Origin of the sequence: Roseomonas chloroacetimidivorans (genome assembly GCF_049629625.1) — a bacterium.
GTDB classification, from domain to species: domain Bacteria; phylum Pseudomonadota; class Alphaproteobacteria; order Acetobacterales; family Acetobacteraceae; genus Roseomonas; species Roseomonas chloroacetimidivorans.
Map to the genome: position 1 here is coordinate 1 of NZ_JBNBZS010000306.1, position 804 is coordinate 804.

1 protein-coding gene is annotated in these 804 nt (G+C 68.7%); it reads right to left on the reverse strand.

The features are described 5' to 3' along the window. Positions 1 to 44 precede the first annotated feature (44 nt). The gene (locus ACO1BU_RS37640) at positions 45 to 701 is read right to left on the reverse strand and encodes a TetR family transcriptional regulator (protein ID WP_424140940.1); all 657 of its coding nucleotides are present in this window, start codon (positions 699 to 701) and stop codon (positions 45 to 47) included. Positions 702 to 804: the final 103 nt, after the last annotated feature.

Below are 804 nucleotides of genomic sequence, written 5' to 3' on the forward strand. Positions count from 1 at the left end.
TCCCTGCCGATGGACCTGCCAACCAGGAGAGGCCTGCTGCGCGGTCAACGGGTGCGGCGCTCGTCGCTGGAGGCGGCGCCCACTGAGGCCAGGAAAGCACGCACCGCCTCTCCCCCCGTCTCGGCAAGGCTAAATCCCCCCTCCAGGTCGCTGCGGAGCCAGCTGTGCACCATGCCTATCAGCAGGGCGTAAAGGGCCAGTGCCGCTGTCGCGGGCGTCCAGGGGGGCGAGAGGCCGTGGGGCGCCGGCAGGGTGGAGGCGCGCTCAAAGACCCGTCGGAACGCGGTGCGCAGGGCCTCGTCGGCGCGCCGTTGCCGGTCGAGCACGGGCGCCATCTCCTCGGTATACTCGCAGCGCACCAGAACCACGGTCAGGAGGCGGCGGCGGTCCGCGTCGGCCTCCAGATCCGCGAGCGCCTCGTCCAGCGCCCGGGCGAGCTCGCCCAGCGGGTCGGGGCCTGTATAGGCGGCTAGCTTCGCGAGTAGCTCCTCCGCGGGCAGGTAGGCGCACGCGTCGATTGCCAGGAACAAGTCAAGCTTGTCTCGGAAGTGCCAGTAGACGGCACCGCGCGTGACGCTGGCGACGCGCGCGATTTCCTCAAGGCTGGCGCGAGCCACACCGCGCTCGAGGAAGACGCGTACCGCGGCGTCGAGCACCGCCTTGCGAGTCCGTTCAGCCCCTTCCCTGGTACGTCGCACCATTCCGACTTAGTCCTAACTTTGAGCCTTTACATACAATCACGAATGGATACCATCAAGACGCCGCGGTTCGGCCGCGTCTTCCCCCGCTGGGTGGAGTTCTGCT

What these genes read in the sequence shown, in the direction of transcription:
- ACO1BU_RS37640 (WP_424140940.1), bottom strand. Translation starts at nt 701, where the DNA reads ATGGTGCGACGTACCAGGGAAGGGGCTGAACGGACTCGCAAGGCGGTG.